Annotated in this window: 16 protein-coding genes and 1 tRNA gene; 4 read left to right on the top strand and 13 right to left on the bottom strand. The window is 34.6% G+C overall.

The window, feature by feature from the left end; translation table 11 throughout:
* Positions 1–297 precede the first annotated feature (297 nt).
* The 3 genes from CLU81_RS25135 (at position 298) to CLU81_RS25120 (ending at position 2,777) form a co-directional block, all read left to right on the top strand.
* A complete protein-coding gene (locus tag CLU81_RS25135; protein WP_099712336.1) occupies positions 298–729 on the top strand; it encodes a hypothetical protein in 432 nt (143 codons plus the stop codon).
* A 721-nt stretch (positions 730–1,450) separates the two neighbouring features.
* Positions 1,451–2,143 carry a sensor histidine kinase gene (locus tag CLU81_RS25125; protein WP_233209772.1) on the top strand — a complete coding sequence of 231 codons (693 nt, stop codon included), beginning with the start codon at positions 1,451–1,453 and terminating at the stop codon, positions 2,141–2,143.
* Positions 2,133–2,777: a response regulator transcription factor gene (locus CLU81_RS25120; RefSeq protein ID WP_099712333.1), complete on the top strand. Its 645-nt coding sequence runs from the start codon at positions 2,133–2,135 to the stop codon at positions 2,775–2,777. Before CLU81_RS25125 ends, CLU81_RS25120 begins: the two co-directional genes overlap by 11 nt.
* Positions 2,778–2,819: 42 nt before the next feature.
* Here CLU81_RS25120 and CLU81_RS25115 read toward each other — a convergent pair whose 3' ends face one another.
* Positions 2,820–3,332, bottom strand: a complete 513-nt coding sequence (locus tag CLU81_RS25115; RefSeq protein WP_099712332.1) for an adenine phosphoribosyltransferase — start codon at positions 3,330–3,332, stop codon at positions 2,820–2,822.
* A gap of 115 nt (positions 3,333–3,447) precedes the next feature.
* Between CLU81_RS25115 and CLU81_RS25110 the strand changes: the two genes are divergently transcribed.
* Positions 3,448–3,521: transfer RNA gene (locus CLU81_RS25110), tRNA-Arg, on the top strand.
* Here CLU81_RS25110 and CLU81_RS25105 read toward each other — a convergent pair.
* The 12 genes from CLU81_RS25105 to CLU81_RS25055 form a co-directional block, all read right to left on the bottom strand.
* Positions 3,487–5,037 (bottom strand): recombinase family protein, encoded by a 1,551-nt coding sequence (locus CLU81_RS25105; protein ID WP_099712331.1) that lies wholly within the window; start codon positions 5,035–5,037, stop codon positions 3,487–3,489. The genes CLU81_RS25110 and CLU81_RS25105 overlap by 35 nt on opposite strands.
* A complete protein-coding gene (locus tag CLU81_RS26915) occupies positions 5,034–5,198 on the bottom strand; it encodes a hypothetical protein (protein WP_158235372.1) in 165 nt (54 codons plus the stop codon). The genes CLU81_RS25105 and CLU81_RS26915 overlap by 4 nt, the downstream gene beginning before the upstream one ends.
* Positions 5,199–5,269: 71 nt before the next feature.
* Complete coding sequence (locus tag CLU81_RS25100; protein WP_099712330.1) at positions 5,270–5,557, bottom strand: hypothetical protein; 288 nt, start codon at positions 5,555–5,557, stop codon at positions 5,270–5,272.
* Positions 5,558–5,560: 3 nt separating this feature from the next.
* Positions 5,561–6,361, bottom strand: a complete 801-nt coding sequence (locus tag CLU81_RS25095; RefSeq protein WP_099712870.1) for a hypothetical protein — start codon at positions 6,359–6,361, stop codon at positions 5,561–5,563.
* A 19-nt stretch (positions 6,362–6,380) separates the two neighbouring features.
* On the bottom strand, positions 6,381–7,211 hold the full coding sequence (gene traN, locus CLU81_RS25090; protein WP_099712329.1) for a conjugative transposon protein TraN: 831 nt from the start codon (positions 7,209–7,211) through the stop codon (positions 6,381–6,383).
* Between the two features lie 15 nt (positions 7,212–7,226).
* Positions 7,227–8,492 (bottom strand): conjugative transposon protein TraM, encoded by a 1,266-nt coding sequence (traM, locus tag CLU81_RS25085; RefSeq protein WP_099712328.1) that lies wholly within the window; start codon positions 8,490–8,492, stop codon positions 7,227–7,229.
* Between the two features lie 413 nt (positions 8,493–8,905).
* Positions 8,906–9,526 carry a conjugative transposon protein TraK gene (traK, locus tag CLU81_RS25080; RefSeq protein ID WP_099712327.1) on the bottom strand — a complete coding sequence of 207 codons (621 nt, stop codon included), beginning with the start codon at positions 9,524–9,526 and terminating at the stop codon, positions 8,906–8,908.
* Between the two features lie 17 nt (positions 9,527–9,543).
* Entirely contained in the window at positions 9,544–10,683 is a 1,140-nt protein-coding gene (gene traJ, locus CLU81_RS25075) for a conjugative transposon protein TraJ (protein ID WP_233209786.1), read from the bottom strand.
* Positions 10,684–10,754: 71 nt separating this feature from the next.
* Positions 10,755–11,387 carry a hypothetical protein gene (locus tag CLU81_RS25070; RefSeq protein ID WP_099712869.1) on the bottom strand — a complete coding sequence of 211 codons (633 nt, stop codon included), beginning with the start codon at positions 11,385–11,387 and terminating at the stop codon, positions 10,755–10,757.
* 2 nt (positions 11,388–11,389) lie between these two features.
* Positions 11,390–12,013, bottom strand: a complete 624-nt coding sequence (locus tag CLU81_RS25065) for a hypothetical protein (protein ID WP_099712325.1) — start codon at positions 12,011–12,013, stop codon at positions 11,390–11,392.
* 14 nt (positions 12,014–12,027) lie between these two features.
* On the bottom strand, positions 12,028–12,711 hold the full coding sequence (locus CLU81_RS25060; RefSeq protein ID WP_099712324.1) for a conjugal transfer protein TraI: 684 nt from the start codon (positions 12,709–12,711) through the stop codon (positions 12,028–12,030).
* Between the two features lie 13 nt (positions 12,712–12,724).
* Complete coding sequence (locus CLU81_RS25055) at positions 12,725–15,193, bottom strand: TraG family conjugative transposon ATPase (protein ID WP_099712323.1); 2,469 nt, start codon at positions 15,191–15,193, stop codon at positions 12,725–12,727.
* Positions 15,194–15,217: the final 24 nt, after the last annotated feature.

Genomic DNA, 15,217 nt, shown 5'->3' with positions numbered 1-15,217 from the left:
GGTTTAAAGTTGTTGGAATGTTTTACTTAACCGCAAAGTTCGCAAAGATTTACGCAAAGTTTCGCAAAGCTTTGTGTAATGTCCTTTGCGTAAATCTTTGCGAACTTTGCGGTAAAATTATGTTCAATCTAAAGAAAACCTGAAACTTGAAATAAAGAAAACATGAAACAAATTTACCAAACCAAAAAAGGGTGTTTTCACCCTTGTTCTGATGAAACGATTGAAATAATTTTGGCATGAATATTTTAAAGTATTCAATAAACTAATTTTTTAACCAACCAATAAAAACTAAAAGTCATGAAAAATCCACCTGCAAAACCGAGTCAGTTAATTACTAAGGAATTCGCTAAACAACTGAATCAGAATTATAATAAAACAAGAGCTGGTCTGGCTGCCAAAGCTGCTAAAAAAGAAGATGCAAATGCGATTTGGTATTCCTTAGAAGAACTGGAAAACTACATTCATTATATAAAAACTCAAGGATTAGAAGATGGTTATACAGTAGATGGTATCCGTTTTTATTTTGGAGTTTATCCAAATGATGAAAAACACGGAGAAAAAGCCGGATTAACCACATTATTTTTGGTGCCAACCGGAAAGAAAACAGTAACTTCCATTGCAAAAGTGCAAAGTTTTGCTTTGGTTCAAGAACAAACCTCAAGCGACGTAGAAACTCTTTCACCAATGAATTATGGAAATATTGGAAGACCACCTAGCTTAACATATTAAAAAAAATTATGTTTGAATTTTTAAGATCTTATATCGTCTATTTAGCTTTATTATCAGGTATTATTGGTTTGTTCTCACTGAACAAACTGCCTGGTAAAAAAGCTAAATTTTTAGTTGTTTTAATTTGGTTCTCCGTATTAATAGAAATAGTCGGCTACTACTTTACGCAATGGACAGGTTTATTAAACTATTATGTTTATAATTTCTATATGTTCGTAAGTTTTTCTGCCTATATACTACTAATTCGCAGCATTTTATTAAATCGCTCCTACAAATTTGCTGGTTATATATTTTTGATATTGTTTATCGCTTCTTTTTTTCTAAATATTTGGTACTTCAAAGAGAACGTTAATCATTCATTTATTTATAGCTTTGCAATTGGAGTTCTGTTAGTTATGATATTATCTTGCTTATATTTGGTAGAGATTTTCAATTCAGACAAAATATTAAATTTCAAAAAATCAGTTTTTTTTTGGTACATCTTAGGTATTCTGGTATTTCATGTGCCATTTTTGCCTTTTATGCTGGCAATCAACTGGTTTTTAATAAGACAAGACGAATCCATATTTAGTTTGGTTTTGTTTATCCTGAATTTTCTGGCGCATAGTTGTTTTATAATTGGATTTATATGGAGCGAAAAGAAATACAATTATTAGTCATCTCATTAGGTATTGTTTTCTTAACTTTACTTGTGACTTTGCTTGTTATATTCTTTTACTTTTTGAAGAAAAAAAATAGCTATCTGGTTGATAAAATGGAATCTGAGCTTTATTTTCAGTCCGAATTAGTAAAAACCCGAATAGAAATAAAGGATCAGACGCTCTCTGAAATCAGCAAAGAACTACACGACAATATAGGCCAAATAATCTCTGTTGGAATTATGCAACTAAATATGCATATCAATAATGAGAAGGCAATTCAACCAAATGAACTGCGTGATCTTAAAGAAATTTTAGCCAAATCTCTGGACGAAATAAGAATTTTGTCCCGAATTATAAATAAAGACAACTTACTGCAAAGCAATTTTATCGAAGCCATTAAACAGGATTTAGAGCGAATAAAGAAGCTTAAGAAAATTCAATATAAATATACTCTTTCAGGCGAAATTCCTCGTATTTGCGAGGAACATGATTTGTTTATTTACCGAATTTTTCAAGAAGCATTGCACAATAGTTTAAAACATTCGCACAGCGATTTGTTTGAAGTAAATATCAATACAACCGATGATTTATTTTGTCTAAAAATTAAAGATTTCGGAATTGGTTATGATCCGCTTCAAACAAATTCAGGAATTGGTTTAAACAACATGAAATTGAGAGCCAAATTAATTGGTGCAACATTAATTATGAATTCAGATTCGTCTGGAACCGCTGTAACACTAGAATATCCTTTAACTGAACCCGATGAAACCTAAAAACAAAATTATTATTGTAGATGACCATTTATTATTCTCACAATCACTAGAACTTTTGATCAATAGTTTTAAAGATTTTGAAGTAATTAATCGCTTTGAAAACGGAAAAGTATTCATTTCGTACTTACAGGAAAACGTCGACTTAGAAGTTGATTTAATTTTGTTGGATGTAAATATGCCTGTTTTAGATGGTTTAAGCGCCATGAAATGGATTAAAGAAAACAGACCTTCACTTAAAGTAATCGCTTTATCTGTAAATGATGACGAAGAAGTCATTATTAAAATGCTGACCAATGGTGCCAAAGGTTATCTCCTTAAAGACACATCTCCTGAAATTTTTAGAACTGGTATTACATCTGTTATCGAAAAAGGTTTTTATTTTACCGAATTGGTATCCGGAATGTTAGTCAAAAAAGCCAACAGTGATTCGACTAAAATCAATTTGAAGGACAAAGAAATCATTTTTATAAAACACGCCTGCACCGAAAAAACATACAAGGAGATTGCCTCAGAAATGTGTTTAAGTCCCAAAACAATTGATGGTTATCGAGAATGTTTATTCGATAAACTAGAAATCAAAACCCGAATAGGTTTAGTATTATATGCTATAAAACATAAAATTGTCTTAGTTTAAAATAACTAAGACAATTTTGTTTTTTGATTATTCTGATTTTGCTTAATACGTTATTGCAGCAAAAATTGGATTTTCCTTGATTTTTTCTCTTCCGTTAAGGAAGCTTAATTCCATAAGGAAATTACATTGCACAATTTCGCCGCCTAATTTCTCTACCAATTCACAAACTGCTTTTGCGGTCCCTCCTGTCGCCAAAACATCGTCATGGATTAAAACCCTGTCTCCTTTTTTTATTGCGTCTGTGTGCATTTCTAAGCTGTCTGTGCCATATTCTAATTCATATGACGCAGAAATTGTTTCATACGGTAACTTTTTTGGTTTCCTTACGGGAATAAAACCTGCATTTAATTCCTGCGCCAACAACATTCCGAAGAAAAAGCCACGACTTTCTGCTCCTACTACCTTGTCGATTTTTTGTCCGTTTAGAGATTCAACTAGAATTTTAAGGCATTCTTTAGTCGCAATTGGGTTATTTAGTAGCGGAGTTATATCTTTAAACAAAATTCCTTCTTTTGGAAAACCCTGAATATCACGTATATACTTTTCTAACTGCATTTTTTTTTAATTTTATGTTATTTTTCTCTTGTTTATCTCACATTTCTTCCTATCTTTGCACCCGCAATAAGCAATCAACAAAGCTACAAAAAATAGCTGAATTGATAACAAAAAAGGCCTCGTGGCGCAACTGAATAGCGCATCTGATTACGGCTCAGAAGGTTACTGGTTTGAATCCAGTCGAGGTCACTCTACGGGACAAAAGATAAAAATCATCTTTTGTCCCATTTTTTTTACCCTCCAATTCCTTGTTAATCAAATAGATAGACTCTACAATTTTGTTCACTCTAGCGGTTTGTATTTTATTTTCTCGAATTGTGAATTTTTCAGGGTAAACCAAACCAATTAAGACACGAGAATCTGATAAATCCATATCTAAATAAGCCTGATTTATCTTGATCAGATTGTCAATCCCTTTATTCAGTAGGGCTTCAATGCTATGCTTGTCTTTTGCAATGGTTGAAAATTCTCTCTCAAGGTTTGTAATTCGTACACCATAGTCTTCTTTCATAAGCTTATAATCATCAGGATCAATTTTTGATGTCAACAACAGATCTCTAGCATTTGTCAATCTTAGCTCATAATCTTTTATCTGCTCCAAAAGCCTCTTTTTTTGTTCACCAGCATTATTAGCTAATTCTCGATGAGTTTCATACAAAACAGAGCTGTATAATTTTTTAACCTCAGGTATTGGTTGATATTTTTTGAAATTTTCAATAAATAACTCATTAGCAGTTTCAGCGTTAATTCTAAATTTACACTGAGATTCACAATGGTAATAGTAATAGTACTTGTGTCTGCCTTTACACTTACTTCCCTGAAGATTTTTTTGGCACTTTGGACATATAAAAAATCCTCTAAGAGGAAATTCTACAACTGTCTTGATTTTTGGTCTGTATATACGAGATTTGCCATCTAAAATATCCTGAACGTTATAAAAAAGTCCTTCAGAAATTAAAGGTTCATGCTGTCCTGTAACTAATATACTTTCTTCATCTTTATATTTTGGCACAAAAATTTTACCATAATAAATTGGATTACGAATTAATCCCCACATATTGCTTTTGGTTCTTTTAAATCCTCTTTTGCAAGCAAGATGATAAACCTGCTCAGTATTAAACACTCCCCTTGCAATTTCTTCAAAAATCCATCTCATTACAGATGCTGCGGGCTCTACAAGAGCAATATATTTAGTTCCGTCCTCTTTTGACTTATTAGCATAACCAAAAGGTGCAGTCCCCATGTATCTTCCTTCTTTTTTAGCTCTCCTCATTCCATGAAAAGTATTCAACGCTCGTCTGTCATTTTCTACTTCAGGAGCAGCAAGGTAAAAAGCAAGCATCATTTTGTTTTCCGGAATGGATAAATCAAGAGGTTGTTCAATCGCTTGAGGTTCCACACCGAACTTTCTCAATATGCCTATCATTTGATATGCATCTCCTGCGTTCCTACTGAACCTATCCCATTTTGTAAATAAAACAAAATCACATTTATTTTTCTCTCTTTTAAAATTAAGAAGTAGTTTATTCCACTGAGGTCTATTAAAGGTTTTCGCTGAATGATCTTCATAAATAACATTACGCACTTCGATATAGTTTATTGAACAGTACTTGCGCAGGACTTCTTCCTGATTTCTTTGTGAATAGCCCTTTTCAGCCTGTTCGTCTGTACTCACCCGAATGTATAAATCTGCAATAATACTCATGATTCTAAAAATTTTGATACGACCGCATGGGCCAATTTTCGTAAAAATAGCAAAATTTCAGTTGCTTCTTCAATTGTAACATTCATACCCTCAGAGTTTAACATTTGCATAGCTTTCTCTGGGGTTATTTTCCCTCTATTGGTTTCCTTTTCATCTTCCATTGCTCATACTTTTATATTATAACAAAAGCCCTTTATAGGGCTTTTGTTTAATTGAATAACTAATAGATACATCAACTCTCTAAGAAGTAAATTTTACTGCCCTGTGTCTTTTTATTAGAAGGTTCATATTTTATATATCCATAATCACTTAATTCACGGACGGATTTATGATAGGTATATGCCGAAGAAACTTTTGCAATAGGAGTTACTTCATGCCTGTATACCTCAATAGGATTAATAAAACCCTTATCTATTCGGTACTGGAGTAATGCCGCATAAATGGCTATATGCGTAGTACTGATACGATAATCATTCTTAATGGCTAAAAAGAAATCTGATAAGGGTTTTAAACTTTCCATTTTCTATATTGATTTACTATGCTTTTTTTTTCGAGTATTGTTTTTCTGACCGGAATCTGGTGCATCTGAATCAGCATCATTGTTCTGTTTAACCTCCTTACCCTTTGAGTTTTGCTCAGACTCAGTTTGCTTTTGATCTTTATGTTCACGAGTATTTATTCTTTGCATACTGCCATCGTAAACGTTTACGGTTTTAAAATGCGGATTAGCTTCTACAAATTGTTTCTTTTCCGTATCACCCATAACAAATGTTACTGACTGTAGATTACCCTTTTTAAGAGAATTTAATAGATCTTCTTTGTACTGCGGATTTTCTAACTCTTTTATAGGATGCTTTTGTAAACTTGCCTCAAGATCATAGCCATAATTTTGATGGTAATGATTAATTTTAAAGTTGCCAGAGGTATCCGATTCTTTAAAATCCAATTTAATCCAAGCATTATAAACTTCTCCTTCTTTGTTTTTTAAATCCTTGTTAACAGATCTGCCCTCCATTAAATTATAAGCTTCTTTAGCTGTAATATTATTGCTTTTATTAATGTAAAAAGTCTGCTGCAATGCTTCTTTCGAATCATCTTTGTGAAGATTGACCTGATACGAGTTAAAAAAATAAATGTCGCTCTGATCTGATTTTTTAAAATTCAAAGTTGTACCTATGGTATCACTTCCAAATTTTAGTTCATGATTTATTTTAAACTCCTTTTCACCTTTCAATAAGTTTTCTCGTAAAACATTTTCCATTGAATTGCCGAATCCCGTGTATTGAACTTGGTCTTTTAAAAATTCTAAATTTTTCTCGTTCATGATTTTAGATTTTAAATTATTAATTGCTATTAAGTATTTCAACCATCAGGAGATCCCTGTCCTTTACAGAAAGATCAATATGTCTTCCTCCATTTTTCTCATTGAATTGAATTGCTAAATATTTGTTTTCTGGGATCGTAAATTTCGATGCAGCTACAATAAAGCTCATCTCAGATTCAGAGGCTATTTTTGCATTATAATTACATGTGTAAAGCGGTATAACTTCAATCTCCTGTGAGGCTGTCCGTTTAGATTTCTTTTGGTCTCGAATAAACAATCGCATCTGTTCAATCTCATAATTGATCCTTGAAGAATTGCTTAGTTTTATTCTGAAGTACATCACGTCCTGATGAATAAAAATCCCTGTCACTTCAAGTTTTACTGTAAATCTCTTTGTCTTCAAACCTTTAACTTCATTGCTTTTCATTAAAGCCAGAGTAGCATATTGCTGAATCTGCTGTTGATTCTTACTTTCATCAGTTAATAAAACTTTACCTTGAACAGTATCATGGTCATCTATTACAATATTCAGCATCGGCGACTGATCATCATATTGAAGCACAAAACAATGTAGCCTTCCATCTGAGGTAACAATCGTCAGATTTGTTTCTGAAAAATTTTGTTTAGCCGCCTTTACAAGTAAGATATTGTCTGAGCCGCTCGCTTTCTGAACCAAAACTTCCTGACTTCCTCTATCAACACTTGCAATTGAATACGGAAATACAATACTTGTCGTTTTAGAAAAACCTACTGTTATAAAATCCGAAATACTTCTCTCCACCGTTTGTGAGTATGCAAAAACAAAACTCAGCAGTGCACTGGTTATTAACCCTAGTTTAATCTTTTTCATGTTTTCTTTTTTTTGTTATTTCAAGTCCTTTTCATCACAAAGCAGTACCTGATAACCTGCTTTGACCACCACTTTAATTAATTTCACTTTTTTACTAAGTAAACTTTTAGCCGCTTCTACTCCCATCCCCGCTGCCTGACCTGTCCAGGAATCATTTAAGCCCGAAAAATTAACAGCTTGCATAGAACGATCAGCAGAAGATTTAGCTACATCACGGGAAATCGCACCTGGAATATAAATTCCGTCTATGGCATCCATATCAAATACCTTTAAAGCCACTGGAAAAATAGTATTGCCATATTTAATTGTATTGACCATTATCTCTAGTCTTTCCCCTTTTAAAGTAGCAGCCCCAAATACAAATACATTTTTAGGAATTTGAATCCCATTGATAATAATGGAATTACATATTCTTATTTTTACTGTCGATCCATTTACTATGGTCTGCGTTTCGTGAATTACTGCTTCGATTGCATTTTGCTGAAAATTGAAACTATGGTTTTCATCTAAAGAGTAAAATGAATTGTTGTTTAACTGTGGGGTTTTGATATTATTTTCTAGTGAAGAAATATGAAAATTTTGATATCCTTCCATTTTCTGCACCGTGAATACTTTAACTTTCTGATCCAGTGAAGACTGTTTTAACTTTTCTTCAACCCGTTCAGGATGCTGAATATCCAGAATATTCTCCAACATACCTCCTAGTTGTTTTAATTCAGGATCAGGCTCCTGAGGAGTATTCATAATTGTCATCATACGTTCCAACCCTCTGACTTCATCTTCATTACTGTCCGATGAAGCATAGTTCTGAAATTCGCGCATATCGTGGGTATTTTCATTTCCCTCCGCCGGCTTCCTGATGGCCTTTTGTAGCGCTTTCAGTTTTTCATATACTTTCACTTCATTTTCATTTTTCGAAGAAATATTGCGAAGTTTGTTATTGCTTTTTAGAGTATAATCATCATGAATTAAACTATCGCTGGAAACCAAATTATCGGAATAGTTAGGATCATTCCTGATTTCATCTTGCAGCTTTAAAGAATCCATAACCGCTATTTCATAATAACTCATTTTATTCAAGGCGGAGTCTTCTTTTAACCGAGGTAAAGGAAGGTCAATGTTAAACCCAGCTTTTTGTTTATTTTCAAGAATATCTTCCTGTGCTTTTCCTCCGCCTAAAGACCAAAACAAAAAGGTTATAAAGGGCAGTGTCAATAAAGGGAGCACTATTAGCATTCTACGTTTTTTTAGTTCTTTCATTGTTATAGATTTTTCTTCCATCACTTTGTTTTTAAAATTTAGTTTTTAATAATTGATTATCCGAAAGGATGTTTTCTATCCTAACCGGATACAAAAGCAGACATAACCAAGTTCAAACCTTAAAAAAACTGACGAATCAATTACTTCACTTGGATTACTTTTGCACTAGAACTGACTTGGAATGTTGCTAATGAATGACTATTTAAACCTCGATACATGATATAAATACTTATCGCACCTGAAGAATGACAAATAGGAAAAGTAAGTATATCAACCCTCGTCGAGATAGGCCTGCGGTGAGTGAGTTCATTTTATTAACCCACTTAGATTGTACAAGTAAATAATACCGGTTTAAAAATTCATAAAATGGATTCTCTCCTTGGTTTTCAGTTATTACAGGAGGACTGCGCTTTTTGAAAAGTGACCACATAATATTATTTCCGATTTTCGACACTTAAATCTCGATTTTCAAGAGTAGTCAATCTCTCAATCAAAAATCCATGAGGATTGTTATCACTTCTCGAAACATTCCTTAAAATGCCTTCTGTGATAAGAGTTCTGTTTACAATGCTCGTAGTACGAATAATATTCTGCTTCCCGTAACACTTAAACTGATATGGATAAGCATCGATGTTAATGGCTACACTGTCTACCGTAATGGTTTGACTTACATTTCCTGAAATAATACTGGCATAAAATCCATTTTCCTTTAGGTCGTCATAAGTACGCTTAGCACTTTCATCAGCTAGGTAAAGTGCCTTAGTAACATTTAGTTTTATCACTTTATCATCAGGATCAAGTGTGAAAAATAATTTGTGAAAAGTTTTTACATGATCCCTTGCTTCCACTATTACATTATCCTTCCGATCTGAAGAATATGCTTCCAATGCTTTGCCATTGGCTAAAATATATACCCGATCCTGCATCATGCCAATTGATTCAAAACTTTTATAAAGGGTATAACAGCAAATTATTATACATCCTACAATAACCAGCATTGTAAACCTTCTTACATACTGAAATGCAGATTCAATATTTCTCATTTTAGTAAACATGATTTGCTCTTTTTAGATTACTTTGAATTTCCTTTAAGCTTATCGCTCATATAATTTCCTTTATCCACAAAATAGGGACTGCTGCCTGCAGTAGCAGCCATGTTTTTTGTCATTCTGCTATCAGCAGCACCCATTGCATCTAAAACCATTCCTGCACCCTGTGACGAACTTCTAATTACAGAGCTTGTTGAGCCACCAAATAAACTTGTTACTTTCTGACCTAGCGCTCCTCCTCCACCGGCGTGAACTATGTAATTTGCAACAGATGGGACTGTAAAATACCCCACGATACCTATTATCATAAAAATTAAATAGGCGATATCTGTAGTACTGAAAAATGTATCCCCGGAATCTGAAATCTGAGAAAGATCCAGCTCAAGCATCTTTTCCTGAATTTTCCCAATAATACTTCCAAATATGTTAGCCACCGGAAGCCACAAGAATATGTTTATATACCTAGCCAGCCACACGGTAAGAGTATGCTGGAAACCATCAAATACAGCAATCCCAAATACAAGTGGACCTAAAATAGAAAGTACCACCAGCTGAAAAGTTCGCAAAGTATCAATACACAGTGAAGCTGCCTCAAAAAGAACCCGTAAGACTTCGCTCATAAACTCCTTTATTGAGTTTCTGAAGTTATAGGACTGCTTTGCCATCGCGAATTTAATAGCAGTACCAACACCCGCAATCATTCCTTCATCTGCCGGATCTGCATTATCATGTGTATATTTATACCATCTGTCCTGATTTCCGGTTCCTGACTCTCCAACATACATCTGCCATGCATCTGTCGTCTTTATAGCCTCCTCTTTCTTTTGCAGCAAAAGAGCGATGGCCTTATTTGAGCCTTCTACCATTGATGCAGTGGCAGTAACAGTAGGTTTCATTACTCCATTTATCAAATAAAGCACGGAAGGAAATATCATGATACAAAAGCCGATAACAAAAGGCCTGAAAAGAGGATAAAAATCAATTGGTTCCGCGTTGGCAATATGTCTCCAAACCCTGGATGCGATATACCAAATTGCCCCAAATCCTGCAATTCCCTGACCCACCGACATAAGACCACTGCACAGAGGCATCATTTCGTCATACAGTTTATCTAATATACCATGAAGACTATTCATCTCATAACCTATGCTTTGTGCGAGCATCGATGCCGGAAATAACGTGATAACAGCAACAAGAAAAATTTTGCTATTTAATTTTAGTAAGCTCATCTCAACTAGTTTTTTAGATTATGTATTTCTTTAGATGTTTTTACATCGTTGGATTCTTTTAATCTCTGTAGTGCCAGAATATTGGAAGAAGTATTAAAAGCCCTCAGGAATCGTACTTTATCTTCCATCTGAATATAGATTTTATCAATAGCTGAGAGCCTTTCATCATCAGACATTCTCAATTTATCAGCCGTAATAACAAGGGTGAGTTCATCCAGATTACGGAGACTTTGCCGCAATAAATTGCCGTAGACTTTCTCAAAATAATCCAGTTCCTTTTGAGAGAAGTTTTTGGCACCTGCGAACCGGGAATATGCTTTTTTACTTTCTTTTACCAAAAGAATCTGGTAATTGATAATTTGCTCAATCTTTTTATACTTTCTCACCGTGGGACTGACCTGCATCAGGGCATCTAAAAAAGTTTTGTGAAGTGTGAAGTTTCCCTCTGAGATGTCTTTAACCGCATTGTATCCTCCGTTTAGAATTTCATAACCTTTCTTCATGTCCTTCAATATCTGCTTGAACTGAGTAAGCTTTTCAATATTCAAAATCAGTTGCTGAATTTCCTGGGACTGCGCCCTTACATTATAAATTGAAAGGAACATAAAAAAAGAAATAGTAATAAGTATCTTTTTCATAATCATTCTGAATTTAAACCATTCAAATCTTCCACTTTTTTTATATCATTGCGCTCTCTCATCTTCGATCTGGCCAACATTTTTGCTTCTCTGCTAAAGGCTTGGCAAAAGACATAGTCATCCATCATTTCTATATGTAAATTGTCAATTCGTGCTAACCGTTCCTGATCTTGTAATTCAAGCTTTGAATCTGTCGTAAGTACATACAGTTGTTCCAGGGAATCACTGCAGTGTTCGAGCAGCCGGTCAAAAGTTCTCTCTACATAATCCAGTTCATCACCATGGAATAAATCATTGTTTTGCAGTTCTCGGCAGGTATTTTTGTAAATCCTGATAATACTAATCTGCAAAGAAATAATTGAGGCAATTTTCCCATAGTTCTTAATTCGGGGGTTCACTGATTCCAAAGAGTGGAAATAATCTTTGTGCAGATCAACTTCACCATTTTTCAAGTCACTGATGAAATGAAGTCCCTTTTTAACCGCAGTATACCCTTTTTTAGCATAGTCCGCGTAAATTCTTAGAGCAGCAATTTGCAGAAGTAATTCCTTTCGCTGCTTAGCTTGAGCATGAAGTCCCTGAAAGAAAACACAGTTAACTAACAGTATCAAAACAGCTTTTTTCATAATAATTTAATTAATTACGGAATTCCGTAAAATTGTTTAACCTTATTTACATCAGCTTGAGTTTTCGCTCTCTGTAGGCTCATTAAGATGTTTTGCTTATTAAAGAGAGTTAAATCATCATAATTCTCATCAATTTTATCTGCTGCAGTATTAATAATTTCCAGTCTCTTCATATCACTCATCTGCGTTGCAAAAGAATCGAGTACTAAAAATAATTGATCAATATTTTTTACACTTTCCTCTAAAATTCCCGAATAAACATCTTGCATATACTCCAATTCAGATACTTTAAAATGATCATCCTGTTTAAAAAGGTTCCAGCAGCGCTCATATTCCTGCACCAATCGAGCCTGTTTTTGTGCCATGTCCTTGATTCGATGATAGTATGTTATATATGACTTCGCCTTCATGAGTTCCTCATAATACTCCTTGTAGAGATCACGCTGCTTATGCGTCCACTCCGATATCTCATCTAGTTTTAATTTTGATAAAATATTTTCAATTCTCTTTTGAGCATTCTGAAGCCAAATCGTTTTGTTCTGTAAGCGCTGAATCCGCAGATCTATAGCTTTTATCACTTTTTTAGTTACCACCTTTACTAATTCCAGAATCGGTATAGCTGCTACACTACTAGCTGCTTGTGCTGGAGTTCCTAATAATAGCAACCACAGCAAACAAGCCATAATTTTTGTTTTCATTTTCGTTTTAGATTTAATTTCCGCCTTTCATCTCCAAAGCCAATGCAGCTATTGCTTTTTTAATGTTGCCATCAAATTTTTTAGTATACGCATTCACTTTTACCTTTTCACTCTCTTCAGTGGTATAGGCCAAATATTCCTCTAAAGAAACCTCAGTCCTAAATACCCTTGATACAATCCCAGCCAATGAAATAAAGACCTCTTTGTACTTTTTATCGGGGTCGTTTGCCTTGTTCACCGACAACACCAATGCCTTTTCCTTTTCGGTTAGACCCAGTAATTCCTGAATCTGATTAAACTTGTTTTGATATTTGCTTTGATCCAGCAGTATTATGCAGTCACTGTTATTGATAATAGCCTGTTTAACAACAGGTGACGAAATTATGTCCTCAACTTCCTGTGTAACCACGATTGCTTCTCCAAAAAACTTTCTAACAGTCTTAAACAAGTACTTAATATATTCGGCCATTCCTTCTTTGGCAATAGCTTTCCATGCTTCCTCAATTAAAATCATTTTACGCACCCCTTTAAGTTTTCTCATTTTACTGATAAAAACTTCCATAATGATGATGGTAACAACCGGAAAAAGTATGGGATGATCTTTGATATTGTCCAATTCAAAAACGATAAAACGTTCCTGCAGGAGCTCCAGATTTTCAGTGGCATTAAGTAGATAATCAAATTCTCCCCCATTATAATATGGACGCAATACATAGAGAAAATTATTGACATCAAAATCTTTTTCCTTTACTTTATCACCCTCCAAAATTGGAATAAAATCATCCTTTAAGAACTCATAAAAGCTGTTGAAACACGGAAATATCTCGGAGTTGCCTTCTAGTTTTTCGTAATACAGCTGCAGAGAATTGGATAAGGCCACATATTCGCTGCGATTGAAAGTTTCATCATCCTTTTTCCATAAAGCAAGTAAAAGCGTTTTAATACTTTCCTTCTTTTCAGTATCCAGACTATCTCCTTCTCCAATGTAAAAAGGGTTAAAACGGATGGGATTCTTCTCATCGTAAGTAAAATAATAACCTCCAACCATATCACACAATCCTTTATAACTGTGACCCACATCTACTAGTACAACATGCGTTCCCTGCTCATAATAACTCCTGACCATATGATTGGTGAAAAAGGATTTACCACTGCCCGAAGGCCCTAGTATGAATTTATTGCGATTAGTACAGATTCCCATCCTAACCGGCTCATCGCTAATATCCACATGAACAGGCTTTCCGGTAATGCGATCGCCCAGGCGAATACCCACAGGGCTTAAGGATGATTTATAACCCGTCTCCATATTTAAAAAGCAAACCGCCTGTTCTGTGAACGTATCAAAGGTGTCATTCATGGGAAAATCAGCTTCATTGCCAGGCATGCCAGCCCAATAAATCTGTGGAGCCCCTACCGTTTCCTGTTTTGCAGCCACATCCATTTGCGCCAGTGCAGAGGATACTTTGTTTTTAATATCCTTTAGTTCCTCCGCTTCTGATGACCATGCCAGTACATTAAAGTGAGCTTTTACAGGAAGTCGCCGCTGTCCTATAGCCTCATTTAAAAAGTCATTTGTTGCATCACGTGCAATTAAATTCTCTCTACTATAAGCTGATAAAGATTGAAGCCGAAGCCTTTTACTTTCTAGTTTCTGTATTGTTTTTTGAGCATCATCAATAAAAATATACTGATTATAAATATGATTGCAGGATAAAAGCTGACCAAGAGTTGAGGCAAATCCAATACTGAACTTGGTTTTGTCGGTTGAATACCTATCAAAGTTAATTCTGGAACCGCACAAAGCCGGCAGATCTGCAGCATCACCCAAGGTAAATAATTGACAATGTTTATCACCTACCTGCAGTCCTTTGTCAAAATTGATGTCCTGGTATATATAAGAATCCTTCTTTTCAGATAGAAAACAGTATTGCTCTACAAGGCCTTTACTCCTGCTTTGACTCCTTAATTCATCATTTTTTAATCGTGTTAGCTTGACAAATCCACTATCCTCCATAATCCTTTTAAACTGTCCGGCACTATCGATAAAATCCTGAAGCAATTGAGGTTTTAAATTTTCCTCAGGTGCCAGTGAACTTCTAATCAATGTCGAAAACAAGGAACTGGAATTCTTTCTGCCTGCAGGTTTTTTAGTTAGCATAATATAACAGGAATGATCCAAAAAAGGCCGGCCATTAAAGAAACGTTCACTGCTTCTGGTCAAAAAACTGCTGTCATTGCTAGCAAAACTCGGTTTATAGCTGCTTTCTAAAAACCAATCCTGTTTGTGAAAAACAGAAAATTTCGGTAGAACTTTCACTGCCTTAATCCAGGACTGATGAAAAGCTTCATACTCCTGGTCAGACAAAGAAAAAATCTCTGGTAATTCCGCTTTAAAAACTATTGTTACATCTCCTTGCTTTGATAAAATACAATCGTGCTCCACTGCCATAATTGGCAATATATCTTCCATCTTCTTCTCCATCTTCCTCTCGATTTTACACTTATC

It is taken from the genome of Flavobacterium sp. 9 (genome assembly GCF_002754195.1).
Taxonomy (GTDB): Bacteria; Bacteroidota; Bacteroidia; order Flavobacteriales; family Flavobacteriaceae; genus Flavobacterium.
Note: the sequence above shows the minus strand (reverse complement) of the source record. Positions and strands in the feature narration are given on the sequence as shown.

Bases quoted from the DNA above. Each gene is read 5' to 3' on its own strand.
- CLU81_RS25135 (WP_099712336.1), top strand. From the start codon at position 298: ATGAAAAATCCACCTGCAAAACCGAGTCAGTTAATTACTAAGGAATTC.
- CLU81_RS25120 (WP_099712333.1), top strand. From the start codon at position 2,133: ATGAAACCTAAAAACAAAATTATTATTGTAGATGACCATTTATTATTC.
- CLU81_RS25115 (WP_099712332.1), bottom strand. From the start codon at position 3,332: ATGCAGTTAGAAAAGTATATACGTGATATTCAGGGTTTTCCAAAAGAA.
- CLU81_RS25105 (WP_099712331.1), bottom strand. From the start codon at position 5,037: ATGAGTATTATTGCAGATTTATACATTCGGGTGAGTACAGACGAACAG.
- CLU81_RS26915 (WP_158235372.1), bottom strand. From the start codon at position 5,198: ATGGAAGATGAAAAGGAAACCAATAGAGGGAAAATAACCCCAGAGAAA.
- CLU81_RS25100 (WP_099712330.1), bottom strand. From the start codon at position 5,557: ATGGAAAGTTTAAAACCCTTATCAGATTTCTTTTTAGCCATTAAGAAT.
- CLU81_RS25095 (WP_099712870.1), bottom strand. From the start codon at position 6,361: ATGAACGAGAAAAATTTAGAATTTTTAAAAGACCAAGTTCAATACACG.
- traN (WP_099712329.1), bottom strand. From the start codon at position 7,211: ATGAAAAAGATTAAACTAGGGTTAATAACCAGTGCACTGCTGAGTTTT.
- traM (WP_099712328.1), bottom strand. From the start codon at position 8,492: ATGGAAGAAAAATCTATAACAATGAAAGAACTAAAAAAACGTAGAATG.
- traK (WP_099712327.1), bottom strand. From the start codon at position 9,526: ATGTTTACTAAAATGAGAAATATTGAATCTGCATTTCAGTATGTAAGA.
- traJ (WP_233209786.1), bottom strand. From the start codon at position 10,683: ATGCTCGCACAAAGCATAGGTTATGAGATGAATAGTCTTCATGGTATA.
- CLU81_RS25070 (WP_099712869.1), bottom strand. From the start codon at position 11,387: ATGAAAAAGATACTTATTACTATTTCTTTTTTTATGTTCCTTTCAATT.
- CLU81_RS25065 (WP_099712325.1), bottom strand. From the start codon at position 12,013: ATGAAAAAAGCTGTTTTGATACTGTTAGTTAACTGTGTTTTCTTTCAG.
- CLU81_RS25060 (WP_099712324.1), bottom strand. From the start codon at position 12,711: ATGAAAACAAAAATTATGGCTTGTTTGCTGTGGTTGCTATTATTAGGA.
- CLU81_RS25055 (WP_099712323.1), bottom strand. From the start codon at position 15,193: ATGGAGAAGAAGATGGAAGATATATTGCCAATTATGGCAGTGGAGCAC.